This window comes from Petrocella sp. (assembly GCF_059865615.1).
In genome coordinates, this window is record NZ_JCBCDA010000016.1 from 1 (window position 1) to 16,730 (window position 16,730).

Consider the following 16,730-nt stretch of genomic DNA (forward strand, 5'->3'; position numbering starts at 1 on the left):
CAGCTTTGTTACTAGCCCTTAGAACACCCAAGTTCTTGCAAGAATTTATCATTATTTCAGGTGGTCAAGGTGGTGGTGGTATGATGAATAAAATCTATTCGACAGCACGGATTTACCAGATGGGTAAATCCGTATTTACAAGGAGGGCACTATGGCGCTTATAGACGAAATGGCCTTGGCCTTTATTTTATTAATAAGATCGGGAGCTGGAAGCTAACAATTCAACAGTCAGATCAGGAAAATGCTTAGGCATTAAACGCAAAAAACTCCTGAAATTGATCATAATCAGGAGTTTTAGTAACATTTTTTCTGGAAGTTGACAAAAATTAAACGAGGTTTATGTGGTTAAGTTGTAACCACTGTGGTAAAATTAAAACAACAATTAGGAATATAGATGAACTATCCGGAATTACCGGGTAGTTCACTTAAAACATCAGACGGTGTCTGATGAATTAATTAATAAATTACGGAAATGGGGGATAATGTGGAAAACAAAACAGACATTCTTATTTACCAATTGGAAGACGGAAAAACCAAAGTTGATGTAAGACTTGAAAATGAAACCGTATGGATGACACAAAAGGCGATTGCAGAACTTTATCAAACAACGCCTCAAAATATAACACTTCACATAAAAAATATTTATAAAGAAGGTGAATTAGAGGAAAATTCAACTTGTAAGAATTACTTACAAGTTCAAACCGAAGGAAATAGAACGGTCCAGAGAAATCCACGTCACTATAACCTTGAAATGATTATTGCCGTTGGATACCGTGTACGTTCTAGCAGAGGTACACAATTCAGACGATGGGCGACAGAACGATTAAATGAATACTTAGTCAAAGGCTTTACCATGGATGATGAGCGTCTTAAAGGTATGCGTAACATCGGTGATGACTATTTTGATGAACTTTTAGAGCGTATTCGTGATATCAGAGCCTCAGAAAAAAGATTTTATAAGAAAATCACTGATATCTATGCCTTATCTATAGATTATGATGGAAAATCAGAAGAAGCTAAAAAATTCTTTGCGACGGTGCAAAACAAGCTTCATTTTGCTATTCATGGTCATACAGCTGCAGAACTCATCGAACAAAGAGCTGATGCAACAAAAGACAATATGGGGCTTACCACTTGGAAGGGTGACAAGGTTCGTAAAGGGGATATCACCGTTGCCAAGAATTATTTGACGGAAAAAGAAATAAAATCCCTCAATCGTATTGTAACCATGTATCTAGATCATGCTGAAGATCAGGCAGAAAGACGTAACCCAATGCATATGAAGGATTGGGAAGAAAAACTCAATGCCTTTCTAAAATTTAATGAGCGAGATATTCTTACTGGTGCAGGTACTATTTCACATGAAGTAGCTAAGGAACTTGCTGAAAAAGAATATGAGAAGTTTAATCAAAAGCGTTTAAGTGCACCTGAAAAAGATGACTTTGATGTGTACTTAGAAGAGCATGAATGGACACATAAGAAGTAACCCTGTTTTGATTCCGCAAAGGAAGTGATTTCATGAAAGAAGTAGAAGTTATAAAACCTAAAAAGAATAAATTTGACCGAGCATCGGGCAAAGAACTTTCCAAAATAAGAGTTGCGCCTTATTGCAGAGTGAGTACCGATTTGGCTGAACAGATGGCAAGTAATGATTCACAAGTGGCTTATTATGAGCAGAAGATCAAAGATAATCCTAAATGGGAACTGGCAAAAATATATTCTGATGCTGGTATTAGTGGCACCAATATTGATAAACGTCTTGGATTTCAAGAGATGATTCGTGATGCCGTGGCTGGTGAGTTTGATCTAGTCATTACCAAGAGCATCTCAAGATTTGGTAGAAATACAAAAGACGTATTAGAATACACTAGACTGTTAAAAAAGCACAATGTAGCTGTATTATTCGAAAAAGAGAATATCAATACCTTCTCCATGCAAGGTGAAGTTGCCATGACGGTTCTAACTTCAATAGCCCAACAAGAAAGTGAAAGTATTTCAACCAATGTAAAAATGGGTCTTAAGATGAAAATGAAACGTGGTGAGTTGATTGGTTTTCAAGGCTGTTTAGGTTATGACTATGATAAGGAAACAAAAGAACTTGTCATCAATGAAGAAGAAGCTGAAGCTGTCCGGTTTATCTTTGATTCTTACAATCAAGGTAAGGGTGCTCGTCTTATTGGAAATGAATTAAAAGAAAAAGGCTATAAGACCAAAAGAGGGAGTAGCAACTGGCCTGATAGTACCATCAGAGGCATATTAAAGAATGAAAAATACATGGGTGATTTACTCCTAGGTAAGACCTTTACCGTTGATCCAATTACCAAGCAGCGCTTTGATAATATGGGTGAAGAAGAAAAATATTACATCAAAAATCACCATGAACCCATTGTCAGTAAAGAAACCTTTGAAAAAGCCCAAGCTATTAGAAAAAAGCGTAATTGCAACATGGAAAAAGGGCGATTAAAACGCTATAGCAGGCAGTATACTTTCAGTAGCAAAATTGAGTGTGGCTTCTGTGAAACCACTGTTGGCAGAAGGGCATGGAACTCAGGCACTAAGAATAAAAAAGTGGTGTGGCATTGTATCAAATCTAGTAAACACGGCAAAAAGCATTGTCCTGATAGCAAAGGTATTCATGAAGCTTTTATTGAAGAAGCATTTGTAAAAATCTTTAATGAAATGTGCCAGCATAACAGAGAGATCATAGAAGAGTTTATATCAACCATTGAAAATACATTAAGTGAAAGCACTAGCAAGAAAGAGTTAGCAACGCTTAATAAAGAACTGAGCAAAGTGGAAGAAAAAATCAAGAAACTGATTGATCTTCATATTGATGGTGCCATTGACCGAGAGAATTATGAAAACAAGTTTATTGAACTCAATAAAGACAAAGAACGATTGATCAAAGAAACCAATGAATTTTCATTAACAGCCAGTGAAGAAAAAGAAATGAAAACCAGGCTAAAAAGCTTTAGGAAGTACTTTGATGCCAACAAGCCTCTTAAGAAGTTTGATGCTGATATCTTTGAATCTATTGTCGAGAAGATTATACTCGGTGGTATTGATGACAAAGGTCAAAAAGACCCCCATCAATTGACTTTCGTATTTAAAACTGGTCCAAAATCAACAATTACTATGGGAAAAGAACCATATTCCCACTTATCAACCGGCCCATGTGGAAGGGGCTTTGAGACTGGTGAAAAAGTTTGGACAAACAGTAATAAGTGACCTTATATATTATGAAGATTTAAAGTTGTCCCACTTAAGTATACTTAAAGTCGATTTGAACATAGCGATTTATATGTTAAGATATAATTGGTTAAGGTGTCAAAACTATATAGTTGAACTTTTGCATACAATATATAGTTATGAATGCATCAACGTAATCTATATATTGTATGTAAATTTAGTGAAACTTAGCTCTGACCCTTTAACCATAATTAAAAATAAACATTAGGAGAGAATACAATGGATAAACTGAAATTAGCGCTAATTGGTTGCGGAAAGCTCAATGAAATCGTAGCCAAGGCATTGAAAGATGGCTACTTGCCAGAATATGAACTCGTTGCTGTAATGGGGAAAGATTATGATCGTACCAAAGCATTTGCAGAACATCATGGCTGTATGCCTTGTGCTGACATTAACGAACTTATGGCGTTTAAACCGGATTTTGTAGCAGAAGCTGCATCTGTAAAATCAATACAAGATTATAGTGAAACAATATTAAATGGTAGTTCGAATCTTGTTGTGCTATCAATTGGCGCATTCGCAGATCAAGAATTCTATGAACGCGTTAAAAATACAGCGGCACGTAACAACCGTCGTGTATATATTGCAAGCGGTGCTGTAGGCGGGTTTGATATTTTACGAACGGCTGCACTTATGAGCCCGATAACAGCATCCATTAGCGCACAGAAAGCACCGGGATCCTTGTATCATTCACCACTATATAAAGATGGATTATTAGAGATTACAAAACGTGAGCAGGTATTTACAGGCACAACCAAAGAAGCTATTGCTATCCTTCCAACAAAGGTTAATGTAGCGGTGGCCACTGCTCTAGCCAGCGCAGGACCTGAAAATACAATTATGAACATTGATGTAGTACCAGGCTTTGAAGGTGATGAATACAAAATTGAGATTCAAGGTGAAGAGATAAGAACTGAACTGAATATATATTCGAAAACGAGCAAAGTAGCCGCTTGGAGTGTGGTAGCTGTTCTACAAAATGCTGTATCACCAATTGTTTTTTAGGAGGTAAATCAAGATGTTCAAAAAATTAGTTGCAATTGAACCCATTAGTTTGATTCCATCAGCACAGCAAAAACTATATGATTATGCAGAAGAAGTCATCCTGTTTGATAATATGCCTAAGAACAACCTAGAAATCATTCAACGAATTGGCGATGCAGATGCCGTACTTCTTAGCTATACGACTTATATAGATAAGGAAGTATTGGATGCTTGTCCTAATATCCGATATATTGGCATGTGTTGTAGTTTATATTCCGCCCAAAGTGCCAATGTGGACATTCCTACAGCCAATGCTAAAAATATTACGGTATATGGCATAAGGGATTATGGCGATCAGGGCGTTGTTGAATATGTAATTAGCGAACTTGTTAGATACCTACATGGTTTTGGTGACAAGCAGTGGAAAGCGCTTCCTATGGAGATTACGGATTTAAAAGTTGGTATAGTTGGGCTTGGTACTTCTGGACAGATGACGGCTGTGGCACTTCAGGCACTGGGCGCAGATTTATACTATTATAGCCGTACGCGTAAAGCGGAAGAAGAAGCAAGAAATATTAAATATCTTCCGTTGAAAGAATTATTAAGTACGGTTGATGTTGTTTGTTCCTGTTTGAATAAAAACGTCATTTTATTTCATGAAGAACAATTTGAATCACTTGGAAATAACAAAATAATGTTCAATACCTCTATAGGTCCATCCCATGACCTTCCTGCTCTTGAAAAATGGCTAGAAAAGGGTGGTAATGAATTTTTCTGTGATACATTAGGCGCACTAGGAGACAATACTGGCAAGTTGCTTTCCCATGCTCATGTCAATTGTATGGGCGTGTCCTCGGGAAGAACAAAGCAAGCCTTTGATCGTTTGAGTGAAAAGGTACTTGATAATATTAAGTTGTTTTTAAAGGATCATGGACTGAATTAAATAAAGTGAAAATTGAAAGATTTGAACAGGCAAAAGAGAGAAGGTTTCTTTTGCCTGTTTTTTTATTGATCTAAAGAAATAGGAATCTGTTGTGAATAAAAAGGTGTTCATTTGTATAGAATGATACCTTTAAAAAGTATATAGATGCGTTGAATAAATATTGAAAGATTAAGTTGATTTTGTATTATAAGATGAAATGAGGAAAAATAAACAGATTGGAGGATAGAAAAAGTGAATTTACCAACATTTTTAAAAGAAGTAGATGGGCTTACTTCAAAAAGGTAACCGTGTGGAGAAGTTTTTGATAGATGCACAGTCTATGGTAGAGGATGACGTTGTCTTATCGAAAATGCTAGAAAATTTGTAAACCAGCACCCGGTTTTGTATGAACATCTGCTTTGTATGAAATTAGATTCCGGTGAAATGATAAAATGTTCAGATAGGTATGGAGGCTCTCGAAAAAATCCCTGAAGTTTTCGTAAACAGAAGTAAGATTGCTTTACTTACAGCAGAGTATGCTAACAGATTACATGCTGAAGGTGCATCAAAGTTTGTTACAAACTGTTCAAGTTTGGTTTAACACCCATTTCAGCCTTGAAACGTTTCTCAAATTGACGCATAAATGAATTGGCTCGAGCATTTTGTCCTGTGTGTTGATATACTCTTAAAAGCAGTTCGCATGCTTTTTCATCGTAAGGATCTATGCGCATGTGTTTCTCGAGAATTGATTCAGCCTCTTTTAGAGCATCCTTTTTTAATAATAGTTGTAAAAGAGTGTGTGAAACTTCAATATATATGGCTTTATAATATTCCTGGGATAAAGATACCCATTCATCATAGGAATTGTCCTCTAGAAAATCCCCCGTATATAGATCCGTCATTTGTGTAAGCAGATCTTCTGCTGGTAAAGTTTGCGATTTATATGTATTATACAGCCTGCAAAACTCTTCCACATCGGTTTCGACAAGGTTTTTACTGCTTATGCAGAATCCGTTTTTTTCCTCAATAATCAGCGGATATTCATCCTCAAAACCCATTCCAAACCTATCGAGTGTTTTTCGCAATTCGTACAAAGCAACTCTAAGGGATGTAAAAGCTGCTTTTTTGTCGGAATCTGGCCAGAATACTCCTGACAAAGTTTCGCGTGAAATGCTCTTTCCAGAGTGAGCTAATATATATTTCAGTATTCCACTGATTTTTCTAGTTTTCCATTCTTTATTTTCAATAATAACTTCACCTTTCTGGATAGAAAAGTTGCCAAAAAGGGTAACTTTGATTATTTTTTGTACTTTTTCTTCAGACTCGCAGCAGGCTCTTATAAAACTATTTGGATCAGTAACGGCTATACCAGTGTTTTTTATCATACGCTCACTATGTACAGACCCAAAATATAAACTAATTATTTTACGCATATGTTCAGGGAATAGATTTTTTTCTATAGCCAAAGCACATGCACGGATTAATGTAAAATAATCCATTCCGAAGAAAAACACATAATCATTTTTGCTGCTTAGCTTTGCCCATATGTTAAGATATTTTTTTAGTAGTTTCGTGCAGTTTTTTCTATAATATAAATCAGCAAGATGCATGGCAATCGTGGACATATGCTGGCGTGCTTTTTTGTTAAAGGATTCATTATAAGATGACAATAGAAAATCTTCTGCTTTTTCATAATTGCCTGCAGCCTTGTATAGTGCCCCCATCATTCCCTGGCAAAACTCGTAGTAACCATGACCAGCATACTGCTTTGAAATATTTGCAAATTCAAGCTCTGCTTTTTCAAGCAAGGTTTGTGCAGGTACTATTTCCGCTTCCCACAAATATTTTAATATCATAGCTCCGCTGGTGAAAATAGGGCTGCCATATCTACTATACGCAGCAGCCTCTTCTTCTAAGTCGGAAATAGCTCCAACAATGTCTCTTGTTTGATATTTTATTACAGCGGAAATCTCTAAGGCAAAAGAACGAGAAAAGTCAGAGTCGTATTTTTCTCCTAATAGAGCAAATTCTGTCATCAATTTTTTGGATGCTTCAATATCTCTCATAAGCATTAAAGTGCTGTAACAGCCAACTAAACCGATAATACGCCATTGATCACTTAAAAGGCCTACTTGGTGTTCTAGTATTTGATCAAGAATCTTGCGTGCTGACTTAAGACGGCCGATTCTATAGAAAAGTAAAGCACGAATGGTTAAAAAACTATAATCCCATATGGCTTCAGGGATTATCATCCTTGCCATCATTTTGCTAAGCACATTTCCCAATATTAGCTTTTCATCTGCTACAGTATTAATGAATCCGCTAATCAACAGTTTTTTTAAAGGAATCCCGCCGCTTAAAGCTACCTTAAACTTAGGAACATAGGACGCAACATCTTTTACATATTTAAAATCATTTGTTTGAAAAGACATTACTAAAATCATACCAAAGGTGTTCATAAGGTATGACATATCTTTTTGATATCGAAGCATTAAAAGTGCAGCTTTAAAACAGTCATAGGCTTCCTCAATTTCAGTGGTGAGCAACATTAGTCCTCTGAAAAAAAGTAAATAAGGATCTCCTTTAATAATATTTTCAGGAAATTCTGTTACCAGATACATGATTTTTTCTGGTTGACCGTTGGCAAACAACTGAGCTCCAAAAATTGAGATGATTTTCAAGGCTTTGTTTGTTTGATCGGCAGCAATATAAAGTTGTACAGCTGGTCGTAGATCTTCATTCTTTTCGTAATAATGAGCAGCCTTGGCATATAAGGTATTTATATAGGCTTCGCTTTTTATTTTTTTTAAATACACTTCCAACTCTCTACGGAATAGAGAATGAAAACGGTATTTCACTGGTTGTGTCATGAATTTTTGTATATACATGTTGCTTTTTTCTAACCATTCCAGCATTTCTAAGGCGTTATCGACTTGAAGGATTTCGTCTAATTCCTTGTATGAAAAGTCTGGGAAAATGGACATTTCTGCAAGAATTTGAAGTCTATCTACATCCATTCCCTTTAAATATTCATTAAAAAAATGATTAAATAAGGTTTGCTCAGTAGCATAATCCGCTTCTAGCCCATAGTTCGACTGATATGGAAGCGGGTTATCGATGTGGCTAATCATAAAAAGCCCAGCAATCCAACCTTCCGAAAATTCATGTATACGGTCAAGTTCTTCCGTGGTGGATTTGATTTTATATGTGTTAAGAAGCAGTTTTTCAGTCTCTTGTCTTGTAAAACGTAGATCATCCTCATTTATGAGGGTGATATTTTTGTTCAAAGCAAGTTTGCCAGTAAAAATACTGGTATCTACTCTTGACATGACTAACATACCTATTTCAATTGGCATGTTAGCAATAAAGTATCGTACTGTTTCCGAGATTAAGGGGTTCTCAACAATGTTTTGAAAATCATCTAAAACTAGATAGTGAAAATGCTGTTTATCTGAAAAATACTCCCAGGCATCCTGGCAGATCAGTGCATTTATCAGCGAATATTCTTCTGAAATATTGCTAATACCTGAGAGCCCTCTATAGCAGTCTAACGTTGTTTTGTCAACGCCTGAGAAAAGTGTCTCAATTACATGGGAATAAAAAACCGGTAAAAAAGCATCTTCTCTTTCCAGTCTGTACCAGTGTATATACTGCCTTTCTTTTTTCAGAGATAAGAGTACGGCAGTTGTTTTTCCAAAGCCGCCAGGGGCGGTTATGATAACAGCTCTCTTTTTATTAATGGGCAAGCTTTTAATTCGCTCAGAGTATAAAGCCTTCTTTGGAAGCTCTGGGATTATTAGCTTAGATTTTAAAAGTAGTGTATTTTGCATAGAATCACCTGTAATAGAGAAAATATAATGAATTTAACAGTTAATTTCACGTTTATTTAACGATGAGCAAAAAAAATTTTTTAGAATAACAATATATTTTACATTTAGTTAACACCTGGTATGTTAGCATAACGTTGTGCAATAAAAATCATAAGAAAAGGAGGGTAATCTTATTACAAAGGGGAGTTTTGTATCGTTATTGCTTTAAAATAATGCATTAATTTATTATACCTTAAAAGAGTATTGATGTAAAATATTCGAAAAAAAAGAGAGAATGATTGAATACATAACAACCTTTTAAGATTAGACAAATTGCCAACTAATTTAAAAAATGAAGGAGAGATAGAAATGAAAAAGAGATGTGTCATAACCGTTGTTTTGTTAATGGGTGCCTTGTTCTTATTTGGGTGTGGTAGTGGTTCCACTGACACTAAACCACTTCAGCAGGAGGTAGCTCTAGTGGAAACCATTGCAGAAAATGAAATGATGAGTGAAGGAACGAATGTAGCCCTAGCGGAAACCATATTAGAAAATGAAATGATGTGTGAAGGAACAAAGATAGCCATATCAACAAAGACCTATAAGACCTTTCAAGGATTGTCCCTAGATATGAGCATTGAGGGATTGATTGATAAGATCACCCGAGAAGGAATGGTGGAAATAGCTCCCATGAAGGCAGGTGCACTAGAGACAGAGAAGACAAAATATGCCTTTGATGAAGAAAAAGATTTGGCAGATGTGGAGTTTGAGATTTGGGAGGACACCGTGATTGCTGTGAAATACACCGTTAGAATAGGGCTTGAGGATACAGGATTTACAGCAGACAAGAAGCTATATGATCATCTGGTAGAAAAAATTAAAAGTGGTGAGATTTCAACACTTGAGCAGTTGGAAAAAGAAATAGGTAAGGGATATGTGATCCTTAAGGACTATAGAAAGTTTAAAAACCTTGAAAGCGGAACAAAAACGGTATATCGATGGCCGGATGCCGGAACCTATCACATTGAAGCTTCGGTAGATGAGGAAGGTAATCTCATCGGTTCGGTTAAAGGAAGTGTTCGAAAATGAAAAGAATAATATGTTTATGCAACATACGTGTCAGGAGTATTTTTCCGATCAGCTGTCTTGTCATGATGATTCTCTGCCTTGCCTTATCCGGATGTTCTGCCTCCCATCCGGAAAAAACGGCTGGAGTGCAGGAAGTATCGGAAAGAAATGAATCAAAAACACCGGAAGATTGGGGTAACACAATGGATTTTTCTGGAACCTGGGCAGGGACACAGCTAATCGCGGAAGTTAGCAATGAAGAGATGGCAGACATGGAAGGGACGTTTATTGACTGCTGGTTGGATCTTTCATTTGAAGATTATCATCAGGGTACTGGGGAAATGCAGCTTGCTGATGCTCTGGCAGGACCCAATCTGACAGCCCTTGTCTCTAATAATCGGTTGACGCTGACTGGAGAGTTGTGGGAAAGTCCTTTCCAATGGAACGGAACCTTTGAGATGGAAAACAATGAATGGCATTTGGTGGGTGGCGGGGATATCCAAGATGGTGATATGACTATCCATTTTGTACTGAGTCTATCTCTGGATCCTGACAGTCTGGCACAGGAACCGGGAATCACCTCAACAACAGAAGCATCCGAAATTAGCCAGGAAGGCAGCTCCGGAGACATAACCTTTGGGCCGCCCATCCAAGGTGAACGTTTTGAAACAGAAAAGGTGTCCATGGTGGTACCAACAGGATGGAATGTGATGGAGATTAGCGATGGACTTCAAGCCTATCAGGGAAAAAACGCCGTTGAAGTCTGGGTGAGAGGCAGCGGTCTTGGTGAAGATGCTGCTAAGAAAGCCATAGAAGGGATGGCCAGAGACTATAATGGAAGTGATGTGGAGTCCTTTCAACACTGGGGCTTGAACTTTTACAGCACGGATTTTGAAATATATGGCATGCAGCAGATGAAAATGAGTGCGGTGACAAATGGTCAACGAATTGAGATTGGTCTTGCTATGGACGTCAGTGCGGATGACGCTACAGAAGACCTGTTGTTTGGGATGTTAGATACCATTGAATTTAATTGATAAGTGGCTGAATCTGCATAGAACATGGATATCTTGTAAAATACCGAAATGTCTGAATTTCGGTATTTTACTAATATTAGAAGGATCAAAAAACAATAAGGAAGAAAAACAAATAAGCATTTTAGATGAAGAGGGGGAGGATATGTATTGAAAAATATACCGGATAAAGTGAATAGAGTGGCCTCAATAATAGGAAACTGGGGGCTTAAACTTGTAGCTTTCTTTTTAATTTTGATTCTGGGAGCCTATGGAATTCTTCTACTTACGGGTGATGACCCCCCAAAAAATGCGGGAGAGATTGTGAGCATATCCCAAATGGCATCTACTAAGTCTCTTACAGAGGATAAAAGAAATTTGATTAAAGATTTTGAGGCATATTTGGAGGAGGTAAGAGTGATGGCCAAGGCCCATGGAGGCGTTCTTAAGGAAGATGAGGCTCATATGGTATTAGAAGTATTTGACCACCTAACATCATCCTGGGAGCTGACAGAAGAGGAAAAAAACGATCCTTGGCTTCGCTACGTAATGGGAATGTGTCGAGAAGGGGTTAGTCTTGCTGGTAAAGATATGAGGGAGCTTGCTCTATTGGACTATGAATTTGCGGCCCAAAAGGGAGTGCCACAAGGTAAAATTGCCTATGAAAATCTAAAAAAACAAATAGAAGATAAAGAATCAACTAATGAATCAAGTCAGGAGATATCTCAAGGGATAAAAAGAATAAGCATAGAGGCCATTGATAAAGAACTGGAGAGATGCATGAACCAAAATCAAGATACACAAGGTACCATTTCCTGTATCAATGAGGCGATAGAAAAATGGGATTTAGAGGTTATGCGGGTATATGATCTGCTTATAGACACCTCACCTGAGGATGTGAAAAAAGCGCTAAAGGATGCCCAGGAAAGCTGGGAAATTTACAGAGAAAAGCAATATTCCATATTAGGTGAGGCTTATTTTGACATTTATAACCGCTTAGATGGTGGCACCATATGGCTCATTGCACAAGCTGAGTCTGAGATGAAAATACCTCGTCAAAGGGCAATTGATTTAGATTATTTCGCCAATGAAATACAGTTGGGGATGCCATCTTTTCCAGAGTTTTATCCCGAAAAGGAAACAGAGGATCATCAAACTGCCAATTTAGGTGTAAAAAATAACTACTTTGCTATAGGAAAAGCCCTAAATAAAAAGGAAAAAGCGGTAGCAGCTTACGAAGCTTATTGTATTTTTAGAGATAAGGAAGTATTTTTTATGGCTGTACTTTATGGTAAAACCAAGGATGAGGGTTTTATACTTCATAACTGTATGGTGCTAAATAAGGATCATATTAAGATGTTAGAAGGAATTATGTCGGATATGGAGCAAGGTGAAATAATCATACCCGATTAAATTTGAAAGGAGAAATGGAAAATGACACAAAACAAAGAAATTATTTTAGGCACTTGGACAACAAATATTATTATTGATGGTAAACGGTTTTTAGGAGAATTAGTAATAACCAATGATGCAATGCATCTTACTGCCAAGTACAACATGTCACTTTTTGACACGTCAGCTCCCGCTTTTTTTTGCCGTCAGGATAATAATATGGTATGCAAAATCAGCCCAGAGAATATTGTTTCAGTAACATCGAAAACAAGCCTTCTTAATAAACGAATCATTCTGTTGGCCAAAGATGCTACTGAAAAGACACATGATATCATTTTAGACTATGGTATAATGTCTATTAATTCCATGCTGGATGCGATTAATAAGTTGAAGGAAAAGGAGGAAAGCTTATGACATGGAAGGATGTGGTAGTACCCATTTTGTTTGTGATTGTACTGGGGGGAATGGCACTTTTGCTTACTCGTAGGGGAAGGCAAAACCATGAAGCAAGAGCAAAAGCCGCTGCACAAAAAAACTATCAATACAATGCTGCAACATCGGTAGTAGTTAATAAAGACGTACCCCGGAATCTCCTATACACCCTAAGGGATAATTCATCTAATGAAAGCAGTTGGAAAATGGAAGCCTATTTTAGAAAAAATGTAAAAGTCGGTAGTTCAACCACTAACAACATAGTTCTTTATGAGAATACAAAATGGTTAGGAAACGGGGGAGGCTTTAATGGGTTAATTATACCGAAATCCCCCATTGACTTATCTGTAGAAGAAATTGCCAAGAGTCTTGAGACGATGGGGCATAAGATGAATATTAGGGGACTTCAAAGGATAGCACTCCCGGAGAGGCTGTCGAAGTATTTTGATATGTTTTCTGATGACGAAAGGCAGATGACGGATTTTGTACAAAAAAATGAGGAGAGTTTTTTTCTAGTGGCTGACAATTATCCCATTAGAAGGCATCTAGTGATCATGATTACACCAGACAATATAAGTATGAATGTTTCCAGGTGCATAGAAAAACCCGAAGATATGATGGCCTTTGCTGAATTAGGTGCTTCACTTTTGATATTAATTTGAACAGTTCAGTAAACGTTTTACCGTATACTATAATGTACAACAGGCAAAAGAGAAAGGGTTTCTTTTGCCTGTTTTTTGTATTAAAAATAAGCGTTGACAAATGGGTCTATAAGTTGTAGACTTGCAATATAAAGTCGATAACTTATAGACCAAGGAGGTCATCATGGAAGAATATAAGCTTACAGAAAGTGAAGAAAAGTTTGCAGAGTTAATATGGCAGAGCGAACCGATGGGTTCCGGTGACCTTGTGAAGCTAAGTGAAAAAGAAATGAATTGGAAAAAGTCCACAACATATACAGTACTGAAGAAATTATGTGAAAAGGGTATTTTTCAAAATGAAAATGCTGTAGTTTCATCTTTAGTTACAAAGGATGAATATTATGCCAAGCAAAGCATAGACTTTGTTGAGGATACTTTTGGAGGGTCCTTGCCAAAATTTCTAACAGCTTTTATAAGTGGGAAAAAAATAAGTAAGCATCAAGCTGAAGAATTGAAAAAACTAATTGATCAGCACAAGGAGGTATAATAATGCGTGAACTCTTTCTTTCTGTTTTGAATATGAGCCTTACAGCAAGCTACGTAATCCTATGTGTGATACTTATTAGATTACTGCTCAAAAAAGCGCCAAAGGTCATCTCATATGCTTTATGGGGTATGATTGCTTTTCGCTTAGTAATTCCATTTTCCTTTGAAAGCATGTTTAGCCTTATACCACGGAATATAAATGCGGTGCTAATTCCCCATGATATTGTCTATCAGCAAAGCCCACAGGTTAATAGTGGGATAGAAGTGGTTGATTCATTAGTGAGCAATTCACTTCCCGCACCCAATGTTGGGGCAAGTGTCAACCCATTGCAGATTTATACAGAAATAGGCACTTACATTTGGATTTTAGGAATAATGGTACTGCTTATCTATAGTGTAGTATCCGTTTTACGATTAAAAAGGCAACTAAAAGGTGCACAGTTAATTGAGCAAAACATCTATCATGCTCAGAAATTGAAAACACCATTTGTGCTTGGCCTAATAAGACCCAGGATATATCTACCAGTTGACCTAAGTACCACCGAAAGAAGCTATATTTTGCTACATGAACAGACCCATATCCAGAGAAAAGACCATATAATTAAGATACTAGCTTTCATAATACTATCCATACATTGGTTTAACCCTCTAGTGTGGATTGCGTTTTTGTTAATGAGTACAGATATGGAACTTTCTTGTGATGAAAGGGTACTGAAAGAAATGAATGAAGAAATCAAAAAGCCTTATGCGAGTTCCTTATTATCTCTTGCAACTGGACGACATATATTAAATGGAGGATTATAAACGTGTTAAATTATAAAAAACCAGTATTTTGGGTTGTTATTGTTGCACTAATCGCTGTGGTAGCGGTTAGTGTAGGCTAATGAGTAACCCCCAAGAAAAACAGCTGTCGATAGAGGATTATGCTCATCAATTTATTGAGAAAACAATTGATGGGTATGTGCAAAGCATTACAGAACAATATGTGCCATAATGGGTATTTTGGTCAATGGACTCAATGCTCAGAAGCATTAATTTGATATATAATAAAAAATACGCCAAATTTTTGTGGAATATTTGAGTAAACTTTAACACGACACTTACTTTTGGTAGGGGTACGGCTATCTTTGACGATGGTACCATCATGCCGGTATCTCTAGGGCGGATTACAATAAGAACGGAAGACAATTGGGAGGAACATAGATTAAGAAAAGGTGGTGGCGGGAGTAGGGATCATTTTACTGCTGATTTTGAGACAGAGACACCAATTAGGAACACATCACTGGATTTATCATCTTTTGAGCCCCATAGAGATGATTTGGATATGAGCCTCATTGTTGACTTTGATCGTACGTATGCTTATGATGCATTGATGAACCTTACAGAGCCCATAGAGGTAAAAAGAGGGTTTGAGGTGGCTTATACGGCAAAGGATAAGGATGTCTCAAGTGAATGGCGTTTTAATATGATATCCTTGGACATGGTCTATGAAAAAGACGGTCAATCGTATGATACTTGGATTTATTATCCTTTTTATGGTACCGGCATGAACGAAACCGCTGTTGAATCTTTCGTAGCGTTATGGAGGACGAAACATGAATAACGGGTATAAATATATTTTTGGTGGGTTCTTACTGGTCCTAATCGATATTAATATTGGCAGATTTGATCTATTACCGGATGTTCTTGGGTACTATTTGGTATTTTTGGGACTTGGATATCTATATGCCAAAACAGATTTTGGGGTTTTTCGTATTGCTAGATTCTTGTCAGTAAGTATGATATGTGTTTCTATGCTAGATGTTGTTACAGGGATGCTTGGATGGATACAGATAGGTGATTTTTTCAACTATGCCGTGATGATTGTTGGATGGCTGAGTGAACTGTTACTGGTGGTTTATATGTATCAAGGCATGACGGTTCATATGACCATGCTTGAAGAAACAACCTTGTCTCATCAGTTTGGGTCTGAGCTCAAGCGGTATGCGGTGATACAGGGATCGTGTTTATTGGTCATGAGTTTTTCACTGAATATGCCAAAAGAGGGCAGCGGTGTATATCTGTTTGTTCTGATGGCCATAAGTATCATTATGCACATCAGGTTTCTCATTAATCTAAGTGCCGCAAAGAAACTCTTTGAGACGGAAGAAGTGGATATCATAGAGGAGAGCTAAAAACTCAACGGAGCGTTGGTTGTGATAAAGTTCGTATGTGATTATACTCATTAAGTAGGAGGTGAACAACTTGGATTGTGATAAAGTCGGAAAACTGATTTTTGGATTAAGAAAAGAGAAGGGACTAACACAGAAGCAACTTGCTGATAAAATGAATATCAGCGATAGAACCATTTCAAAGTGGGAGCGAGGAATAGGGTGTCCGGATGTGTCCTTGCTTCATGAACTATCCAATGCCTTAGGTGTGAATATTGAAAAAATACTGATGGGTGACTTAGAATCCAACAGTGCTGACGGAGGTAACATGAAAAGAATCAAGTTTTATAATTGTCCAACCTGTAACAACATTTTAAAGTTGGTTAAAGGGTCAAAACTAAGTTTCACTAAATTCGCCTACCATATGTAGATTACGTTGATACATTCATAACTACATATGGTAGGTGAAAGTTCAACTATATAGTTTTGACGCCTTAACCAAAGTTAAAAATGTTGAAAATGAT

Annotated in this window: 15 protein-coding genes and 1 pseudogene; 15 read left to right on the forward strand and 1 reads right to left on the reverse strand. The window is 37.0% G+C overall.

Annotation, left to right across the window (positions count from 1 at the left end; all coding sequences use genetic code 11):
• Positions 1-5: 5 nt before the first annotated feature.
• The 5 genes from AC6F8J_RS02120 (at position 6) to AC6F8J_RS02140 (ending at position 5,176) form a co-directional block, all read left to right on the forward strand.
• Positions 6-164, forward strand: a complete 159-nt coding sequence (locus AC6F8J_RS02120; RefSeq protein ID WP_500720604.1) for a conjugal transfer protein TrbL family protein — start codon at positions 6-8, stop codon at positions 162-164.
• Positions 165-484: 320 nt separating this feature from the next.
• Positions 485-1,486, forward strand: a complete 1,002-nt coding sequence (locus AC6F8J_RS02125; protein ID WP_500720590.1) for a RhuM family protein — start codon at positions 485-487, stop codon at positions 1,484-1,486.
• Between the two features lie 32 nt (positions 1,487-1,518).
• A complete protein-coding gene (locus AC6F8J_RS02130; protein ID WP_500720591.1) occupies positions 1,519-3,228 on the forward strand; it encodes a recombinase family protein in 1,710 nt (569 codons plus the stop codon).
• A gap of 240 nt (positions 3,229-3,468) precedes the next feature.
• Positions 3,469-4,254 carry an aspartate dehydrogenase domain-containing protein gene (locus AC6F8J_RS02135; protein ID WP_500720592.1) on the forward strand — a complete coding sequence of 262 codons (786 nt, stop codon included), beginning with the start codon at positions 3,469-3,471 and terminating at the stop codon, positions 4,252-4,254.
• 13 nt (positions 4,255-4,267) lie between these two features.
• Positions 4,268-5,176 (forward strand): NAD(P)-dependent oxidoreductase, encoded by a 909-nt coding sequence (locus tag AC6F8J_RS02140; RefSeq protein ID WP_500720593.1) that lies wholly within the window; start codon positions 4,268-4,270, stop codon positions 5,174-5,176.
• Positions 5,177-5,730: 554 nt separating this feature from the next.
• Here the strand turns inward: AC6F8J_RS02140 and AC6F8J_RS02145 are convergent.
• Complete coding sequence (locus AC6F8J_RS02145; RefSeq protein WP_500720594.1) at positions 5,731-8,985, reverse strand: BTAD domain-containing putative transcriptional regulator; 3,255 nt, start codon at positions 8,983-8,985, stop codon at positions 5,731-5,733.
• Between the two features lie 348 nt (positions 8,986-9,333).
• Between AC6F8J_RS02145 and AC6F8J_RS02150 the strand changes: the two genes are divergently transcribed.
• The 10 genes and pseudogenes from AC6F8J_RS02150 to AC6F8J_RS02195 all read left to right on the forward strand — a co-directional run.
• Positions 9,334-10,053: a hypothetical protein gene (locus tag AC6F8J_RS02150; protein ID WP_500720595.1), complete on the forward strand. Its 720-nt coding sequence runs from the start codon at positions 9,334-9,336 to the stop codon at positions 10,051-10,053.
• Positions 10,050-11,069, forward strand: coding sequence for a hypothetical protein (locus tag AC6F8J_RS02155; protein ID WP_500720596.1), 1,020 nt, complete (start codon positions 10,050-10,052; stop codon positions 11,067-11,069). Before AC6F8J_RS02150 ends, AC6F8J_RS02155 begins: the two co-directional genes overlap by 4 nt.
• A gap of 147 nt (positions 11,070-11,216) precedes the next feature.
• Positions 11,217-12,458: a lysozyme inhibitor LprI family protein gene (locus tag AC6F8J_RS02160; protein WP_500720597.1), complete on the forward strand. Its 1,242-nt coding sequence runs from the start codon at positions 11,217-11,219 to the stop codon at positions 12,456-12,458.
• A 21-nt stretch (positions 12,459-12,479) separates the two neighbouring features.
• Complete coding sequence (locus AC6F8J_RS02165) at positions 12,480-12,851, forward strand: hypothetical protein (RefSeq protein WP_500720598.1); 372 nt, start codon at positions 12,480-12,482, stop codon at positions 12,849-12,851.
• Entirely contained in the window at positions 12,848-13,531 is a 684-nt protein-coding gene (locus tag AC6F8J_RS02170) for a hypothetical protein (protein ID WP_500720599.1), read from the forward strand. Before AC6F8J_RS02165 ends, AC6F8J_RS02170 begins: the two co-directional genes overlap by 4 nt.
• Positions 13,532-13,694: 163 nt before the next feature.
• Entirely contained in the window at positions 13,695-14,057 is a 363-nt protein-coding gene (locus tag AC6F8J_RS02175; protein ID WP_500720600.1) for a BlaI/MecI/CopY family transcriptional regulator, read from the forward strand.
• A gap of 2 nt (positions 14,058-14,059) precedes the next feature.
• Complete coding sequence (locus tag AC6F8J_RS02180) at positions 14,060-14,860, forward strand: M56 family metallopeptidase (protein WP_500720601.1); 801 nt, start codon at positions 14,060-14,062, stop codon at positions 14,858-14,860.
• Positions 14,861-15,200: 340 nt separating this feature from the next.
• Positions 15,201-15,659: a hypothetical protein gene (locus AC6F8J_RS02185; RefSeq protein ID WP_500720602.1), complete on the forward strand. Its 459-nt coding sequence runs from the start codon at positions 15,201-15,203 to the stop codon at positions 15,657-15,659.
• Positions 15,652-16,230, forward strand: coding sequence for a hypothetical protein (locus tag AC6F8J_RS02190; RefSeq protein WP_500720603.1), 579 nt, complete (start codon positions 15,652-15,654; stop codon positions 16,228-16,230). Before AC6F8J_RS02185 ends, AC6F8J_RS02190 begins: the two co-directional genes overlap by 8 nt.
• A gap of 70 nt (positions 16,231-16,300) precedes the next feature.
• Positions 16,301-16,609 (forward strand): annotated as a pseudogene (locus tag AC6F8J_RS02195) (helix-turn-helix domain-containing protein); the annotation flags it as partial.
• Positions 16,610-16,730: the final 121 nt, after the last annotated feature.